This window comes from Desulfovibrio sp. ZJ369 (assembly GCF_011039085.1).
In the GTDB taxonomy this organism is placed as follows: domain Bacteria; phylum Desulfobacterota; class Desulfovibrionia; order Desulfovibrionales; family Desulfovibrionaceae; genus Desulfovibrio.
In genome coordinates, this window is record NZ_JAAKEI010000072.1 from 1 (window position 1) to 5,883 (window position 5,883).

The following is a 5,883-nucleotide window of genomic DNA, read 5'->3' on the forward strand; positions in this document are numbered from 1 at the left end:
TATTCCGCGTCCGGGCCGAAAATGGTCACGTCAACCGGGTCGCCCCCGGTCTGCTCGCCTTCAATGCGGACGGCGCTCATTGGTGTGAGGGCGGAAAAGAAGAAGGGCTTCGAGCGCCATGTGTACCGCATGGGCGCGCCTGCTTCCCACTGATAGACGCCGCTCCCCTCCGGCGTATCAATGGACAGGTAGATGCAGTCGTCCACCGAATGATGGTACAGGGCGCGCACCTGCCAGCCCTTCGGAAGCTCCACGCGCACAATATCCTTCGCGCCTACCGAATAAATCAGCCCGTGGCGTGTGCCCGCGAAGAAGCCGATGTATTTGCCGTCAAGAACGGTGCCCATCAGGTTCTGGGGGCCAAGCTCCTGCCACTGGTCGCGGGTAAAGGTCTGGCCGCTCACAAGCGACTGGTCGCTTGCGGTGAACAGCATAAGGCCGTCCGGGCTTGCATAGACGACGCCGCCCGGCAGGCTGCCCACGGAGCGGGCGGAAACGCATGACTGCTCAATGGGGAGATGGGTAAGCTGCATCTGCCCCGGATCGCTCCCCGTTGCGAGATAGGGGCGCCCCGTGGTCAAGACCACGATTGTATTGTCGGTGTGCCCCAGGGCGACGATCTGATCCTCAACCACAAGCCGGTAGTCCGCCGGGAATACATAGGCGTAGTTCGGCTCGGAAATCAGGAGTTCATTGCCCCGGAAGGCCGCATATATCCCATTGTCGGCCACAATGAGGCCGCGTGCATCGTCGGGGATGCAATCCCATGTCGTTGTCTGCAAGACCAGCGTGGACAAGTCCGCGTCATGCGTGGTGTCCAGGTACGATGCAACGGGCACGGGAAGCTCAACAAGGAAGTGAAACTCGGACGTTTTTTCGCCGGATTGCGTCCTGTACAGCCTGATGTGCGTGACATTGAGGCCGTCCACCTCAGGAATTTCAAAACCGCTCAGGGTCACGCCGTCGCCGTCCAGCACGTCCACCACCTCTGACGGCGGAGACGGGGCCGACTCCTGCTGAAATATCCCGTCGGCAAGCGACTGGACCAGCGTGTAGCAGTAGGCCGAGGAACGGCTGATGCCGCTGTCCGTGGGCGAGCTTTCCGGCTCTTCCGAGGCCGATGCGGCAAACGCCGCCACGCTCACGTTATCCTCCCGGACAGGGGCAAGGGTGTCCTCATAGCCGTAGCGGGGCGGGATCTGACTGTCCGAGTCCGCGCCCCAGGCGTAACAGGCCACGGTCTTTTCCACCGCCCCCCCTGGCCACGGCCACAAGCGGCGCCGCGCCGGGCCGGGGAATACCAAGGCGGTACTCCTCCCCGCCCGCAAGATATTGCGTTGGGTACGCGCGCGCCCCGGTGATAAAGAGGTGCCCCAGAGGCTTGTCCCCCTCCGCGTCAATGACCGCCGATTTGACGACGTTCACGACGTTCGGCCAGGCAAGCCAACCGTCCTGCTGGTGCTTGAATATGCTGGCAGGGCAGGCTTGCGCAGCCTGCCGGCGGTATCGGCGTCCTTGGCATGTGTGGCCTCGCTTACCTGTTCCGCAAGCGTCCCGTCCGCGTTGCGGGTCACGTCCAGCCGCCGCCAGGGCGTCCACTCTCCGTTGGGCGCGGAGCGCGCCCAGATTTCCGTTTTTTGGGTATGGACGCGCACCTGCACGGGAACCTTGTCGCTGCCCACAAAATGCAGGCCGTAGTAGTACATCTCAGCCTCACAATGCGCGTGGCGGCTTCTTACCTGCGCCGACACTCCGGCGGCAACTGCCTGCCCGTCCGTTCGGATTCAAAGCTCTGGCGGCAGTGATCGCGGTCGCCGCGGTAGCCGTTAGCAAGCTTTGCTTGCTTACGGATAGCGACAGCGGTTGCGTTGGCTGGCTGCCGCAGTAACCAGTTGCTGTCTTCAGTAGTAGGCCCAGCCGTTCTTGTAGTCCTGCGCGGGCAGATCCGCGTCGCTGTTCACGTCGCCCTTGTTCACAAAGAAGTCGATGTTGGCCATTTCGCTCTGCTTTTCGCGCAGGGCCTGAATCTCGCTTTGCACATTGCTGGGAGAGCCCGCAGCGTCATTGACGCTCACAATGCCCGCGTCCGTCTGGGGATGCAGGACATTGCCGTCAACATCCTTCAGAACGACTTTGCTGATCTGGGACATGATGTTCCTCCAACAGGTTGATGATTATGCTTGAGGCAGTTCCGCGTAACTCACGGCTCTGCTGCTCAAGTCGGAAATAGTGTTTTCCATCCGCGTGAGGCGTTCCTCCAGAATGCTTGCTCCGGCGCCCGCTTCAGGCACATCAACGTGAGCGGCAATGTTCACTTCAAAATCGGAATCCGCCGGAGCGGCAAACAGCAGACGCACGACATGGGACAGCGCCCCCTTTTCGCCCGCTTCTTCCCATTGCCGGTTCTGATGGCAGGCAAGGCCGTCCCACGACAGGCGCACGGCATGATGGCCGGGATAATACCCGCAGCCTTCAGGCAAAGGGGAGCAGGCCCCCTTCATTTATCCCCTGCACCAGCGTCCAACTGGCAAACATGCCCTCGGCCATACGGGTTATAAGGGCTTCGGCTTTCTCCGTGGCGCTGTCGGCGGCCGTTTCCGCGCGCTGCGCGGCGTCTTCGGCTTGACTTTGCGCGGCTTGCGCGCGATCCGCCCGCTCTGTCGCCAAGTTGGCCTGCCGGGCGAACTCCTGCGCCGCCGTCTTTGCGGCCTCCGCCTGATCCGCGAGGGCGTTCAGGCCGCTTTCCACGGCCGACACGGCGTCTCTGGCGCTCTCGGCCGCCGCCGCGTATCTCCCGGCTTCCGCCGCATAGGCGGCCACCTCGGAGGTGATGATCTGCCCCGCGCCACGCTGCTCGTAGGGCGGCAACTCGGCAATATCGTGCAGGTTGCAGTCGGCGTTGGGCACCGTGGCGTGGTAGCGCAGGCTGCGCAGGGGCGGCAGGTGGCTCGGATGTTTCCCGCCGCTGACCTGGCAGGCTTCGGGGAAGGTTACCGTCACCATGTACTCGCTGGATTCCGTACCCAGCTCATTGGGCCAGACCTTGAGCACGGCGCGGCCCTGCGGGTCGGTTTCGGCGCGCGCTTCGCGGGGCACGATCAGGCCGCAGTACCGTTCCACAGTGGTCAGGCGCATCACAATCTGCGCCCGGTGAACAGGGCGGCCCTGCTGGTCGCGTATCTGCGCCGTGACATTGACCAAGGGTATATCCATGCTGTCCTCTCAATCCCCCGAATTGACGTACAGGGTTCCGCCGCCATGCCGATTGCGGAACATCCGCGTGCGGGCGTCGGCGCATCCCTCGTTGTACAGGTCGTTGTGCAGGGCCGCGCCCTGGGCGTCCGTCCACTCTATCCGAGCGCCGCTCATGCTCTTGAGCCGGGCCAGGGCCCCGTGGGCAATCACGTCGCCCCACGCCTCCATGATCTCCGCCGGGAGCGCGCTTGCCGTTCTGGCCGGGCGCGCCGTCGCCTCAATGGTGGCCACGGCGTCACTCTGCGGCGTGAAGCGCAACACAATGTCATAGGACGACGGGACATAGTCCGACCGATCAAGGAGCCGTCCGTCCAGATACAGGCCCAGCACGTCAACCAGCACGGCGTCACGGGGCATGGGCGCCGTAATCCGGCATTCCCCGGCCGGGACGCTTTCCGCCAGCACCATGCTCCAGACGCCCGTCTCCTTGCAGAAATCGCCCGCCACCATCTGCACGGCGTCAAGGGCCATGCTGCGGGGGCAGGGCAGCACCTGCGGCAGAATACGGGGCAAAAGCCCGTCCATGGGCTCCATGCGCGTAGCGAAGGTCATGCGCCGCCTCCGGGAACGGCAGAGCTTTTGGCCTTGGGCCATGCGCCGTCCACCTGGGTCTTGATGCCGAGCAGCGAGCCGTACATCTGCATGTGGTAGGCTGCCTTGCCGGCGTTGCTGCTCTCGTTGTCGCCGGAAAGAATACCCGCAAGCACATGGTGTTTCAGGGCTTCCGCGTAGTCGTCGGGCAGGCCCATCTCCTGATCCGGGTTGACGATGACGGCGGGCGGCGCGCTGTACGTCGCTTCCACCCAGACATCCACGTTCCCCGGCACGCCGGGATAGACGTAGTAGACATCCTTGTTGGTCATGCGGTCGTAGGCGTAGTTTTCCACCACCTCGCCCGTCCGGCCGGGGTCGGCCCAGGCCAGCAATACGGCCGGGGATGCCGACACAATGGCCGGTCCGGGCGTTTCGCCGTCCCGCCCCAGATTCCGCGTCAGCTCGATCAACATGGTCGCGTCGCGGCTGGCCTCGTGCAGCCGACGCCGCGGCAGGCGTTGCCGCATCCCCGGTTCCAGCCGGACAGGCTCGGTGATGGCCGTGACATCCGGCCGCTGCATGGAGACGGCCCGCAAGGCGGCGTTGAGGAAGTCGAGCAGGCCGATGCGCCCGTCGTCTCCGCCTTCCCATGGCCAGCGGCTTTCAAGGCCGGGTTCCAGATCCTGCAAGGCCCCGGACACCAGGCGCAGCACTTCGGCGGCGCGCATCACATTCTCGCCAGTTCGCCCGTGGCCGGGTCGATATGGCCGAGCACGCGGTACGAAAAACGCTGCGCCGGACGAAAGACAGTCCTGTTCTGGCCGGCTTCATCCACCGCCTCCGCCACCTGCTCCACAGCCAGATCGAGCACGTCAAGCACGCCCTGCGGCACGTCCACTTCCTTGTCCCGCACGATCAGGTATTCCCGTCCGTTCACGGCCACGGGCACCGGGCAGCAATCCTGCGGGTCTTTGCCGCTGGCAATGATGATCCGCACCTTGCGCTGCGAGCGGAGCTGGCGCTGGATGGCCTCCTCCTGCCGCGAGACTTCCGCATCAAGGGCGTCCGACTGCTCTTTGAGCTTCGCTTCGGCCGCCTCTTTTTCCTCTCTGGCGGCGCGGGCCAGAGTCCTGGCCGCCTCGGCTTCCTCTTTGGCGGCATGGGCCTCGGCTTTCAGCCGTTCCACTTCGGCTTTGAGCGCGTCCGCGCTTTCGGCCGGATTGGCGGTCTGCGCCGCTTGTTTGGGATCAGCCATGTCGTATCTCCTTTAGACCCTGGACACGGCCACTTCGGCGCGCGCCATGTAGAAGTCGTACAAAATGATGGCGCCGTGATACGCCTTCCAGCCGATGGTGCCGCGCTGCCCCAGCGGGTCGCCGCCGCGCGGCGTGTTGGGGTTGAGCACTGTGGGGGTGATGGGCGACGCGCCGTTTTTGCCGCGCGCAAAGGGAATGGTGCCGAACGCATTTTTTCCGAGATACAAAATCGGGTACACGTCCGCGCACGCGCCGTCATTGGATTCCACGGGCTTTCCGGCCGCGGGCGCGGCTCCGGCGTCCAGCCACGGCTCCAGCACCGTGGTGCTGAGGTAGCGCACGCCCTCGACGCTGCCGATTTCCCCGTCCATGGGCTTGTAGCTGCCGTATTTTTCCACCGGGACAAAGCCGGGCATCTCCCGGATGTCCGCTTCGCAGTCGGTATGGCACACGGCGATGTACGACGGCGGGATGGGCGAGGTGCCGAAGTTGGGCGAGGCGTTGACCACGCTGGTGATGGGCTTGGACATCTGGCGTTTGAGCCCGCGCATGACGCGCCGTTGCAGGGCCAGGGTCAGGGGCTGGTTCACCCCCGCGCGGCTGGTGGCGATAACGCCGCCGGTTTCGCCCGCGAAATGGACGTTGGTCCCGGCCAGCAGCGTGCCGATGGTCACCCGCTCCAGCATGATCGCGGCCTGCTCGCCCAGAATGTCCGAAAACTCGGCAATGAGCGGATCTTCATGGGTGTCGGTCAGCACGTCCGTCAGTTCCACATAATCGCCGTACTGCGTAATGCTCGCCTCAATGTCGCGGAAGGTGGGCTGGGACGCGGCGGGCG

At 64.6% G+C, this 5,883-nt stretch carries 9 protein-coding genes; all 9 read right to left on the bottom strand.

Features of this window, described 5'->3' with window-relative positions; all coding sequences use genetic code 11:
• Positions 1–1,250: hypothetical protein (locus G7Y51_RS12905; RefSeq protein WP_165178114.1), on the bottom strand; the 1,250-nt coding region annotated here is incomplete at its 3' end.
• Positions 1,251–1,421: 171 nt separating this feature from the next.
• Positions 1,422–1,706, bottom strand: coding sequence for a hypothetical protein (locus G7Y51_RS12910; RefSeq protein ID WP_165178116.1), 285 nt, complete (start codon positions 1,704–1,706; stop codon positions 1,422–1,424).
• A gap of 195 nt (positions 1,707–1,901) precedes the next feature.
• Positions 1,902–2,150: a hypothetical protein gene (locus tag G7Y51_RS12915; protein ID WP_165178118.1), complete on the bottom strand. Its 249-nt coding sequence runs from the start codon at positions 2,148–2,150 to the stop codon at positions 1,902–1,904.
• 24 nt (positions 2,151–2,174) lie between these two features.
• The gene (locus G7Y51_RS12920; protein WP_206214344.1) at positions 2,175–2,501 is read right to left on the bottom strand and encodes a hypothetical protein; all 327 of its coding nucleotides are present in this window, start codon (positions 2,499–2,501) and stop codon (positions 2,175–2,177) included.
• Positions 2,473–3,213, bottom strand: a complete 741-nt coding sequence (locus tag G7Y51_RS12925; protein WP_165178122.1) for a hypothetical protein — start codon at positions 3,211–3,213, stop codon at positions 2,473–2,475. Before G7Y51_RS12925 ends, G7Y51_RS12920 begins: the two co-directional genes overlap by 29 nt.
• Before the next feature lie 9 nt (positions 3,214–3,222).
• The gene (locus G7Y51_RS12930) at positions 3,223–3,807 is read right to left on the bottom strand and encodes a hypothetical protein (protein WP_165178124.1); all 585 of its coding nucleotides are present in this window, start codon (positions 3,805–3,807) and stop codon (positions 3,223–3,225) included.
• On the bottom strand, positions 3,804–4,517 hold the full coding sequence (locus tag G7Y51_RS12935; RefSeq protein WP_346773702.1) for a DUF6682 family protein: 714 nt from the start codon (positions 4,515–4,517) through the stop codon (positions 3,804–3,806). Before G7Y51_RS12935 ends, G7Y51_RS12930 begins: the two co-directional genes overlap by 4 nt.
• Positions 4,517–5,044 carry a hypothetical protein gene (locus G7Y51_RS12940; RefSeq protein ID WP_165072821.1) on the bottom strand — a complete coding sequence of 176 codons (528 nt, stop codon included), beginning with the start codon at positions 5,042–5,044 and terminating at the stop codon, positions 4,517–4,519. Before G7Y51_RS12940 ends, G7Y51_RS12935 begins: the two co-directional genes overlap by 1 nt.
• 12 nt (positions 5,045–5,056) lie before the next feature.
• The coding region (locus G7Y51_RS12945; RefSeq protein WP_165178128.1) for a N4-gp56 family major capsid protein at positions 5,057–5,883 on the bottom strand (827 nt) is incomplete at its 5' end.

Excerpts from the sequence above, each read along its gene's own strand:
- G7Y51_RS12910 (WP_165178116.1), bottom strand. The coding sequence starts at position 1,706 with ATGTACTACTACGGCCTGCATTTTGTGGGCAGCGACAAGGTTCCCGTG.
- G7Y51_RS12915 (WP_165178118.1), bottom strand. The coding sequence starts at position 2,150 with ATGTCCCAGATCAGCAAAGTCGTTCTGAAGGATGTTGACGGCAATGTC.
- G7Y51_RS12920 (WP_206214344.1), bottom strand. The coding sequence starts at position 2,501 with ATGAAGGGGGCCTGCTCCCCTTTGCCTGAAGGCTGCGGGTATTATCCC.
- G7Y51_RS12925 (WP_165178122.1), bottom strand. The coding sequence starts at position 3,213 with ATGGATATACCCTTGGTCAATGTCACGGCGCAGATACGCGACCAGCAG.
- G7Y51_RS12930 (WP_165178124.1), bottom strand. The coding sequence starts at position 3,807 with ATGACCTTCGCTACGCGCATGGAGCCCATGGACGGGCTTTTGCCCCGT.
- G7Y51_RS12935 (WP_346773702.1), bottom strand. The coding sequence starts at position 4,517 with ATGCGCGCCGCCGAAGTGCTGCGCCTGGTGTCCGGGGCCTTGCAGGAT.
- G7Y51_RS12940 (WP_165072821.1), bottom strand. The coding sequence starts at position 5,044 with ATGGCTGATCCCAAACAAGCGGCGCAGACCGCCAATCCGGCCGAAAGC.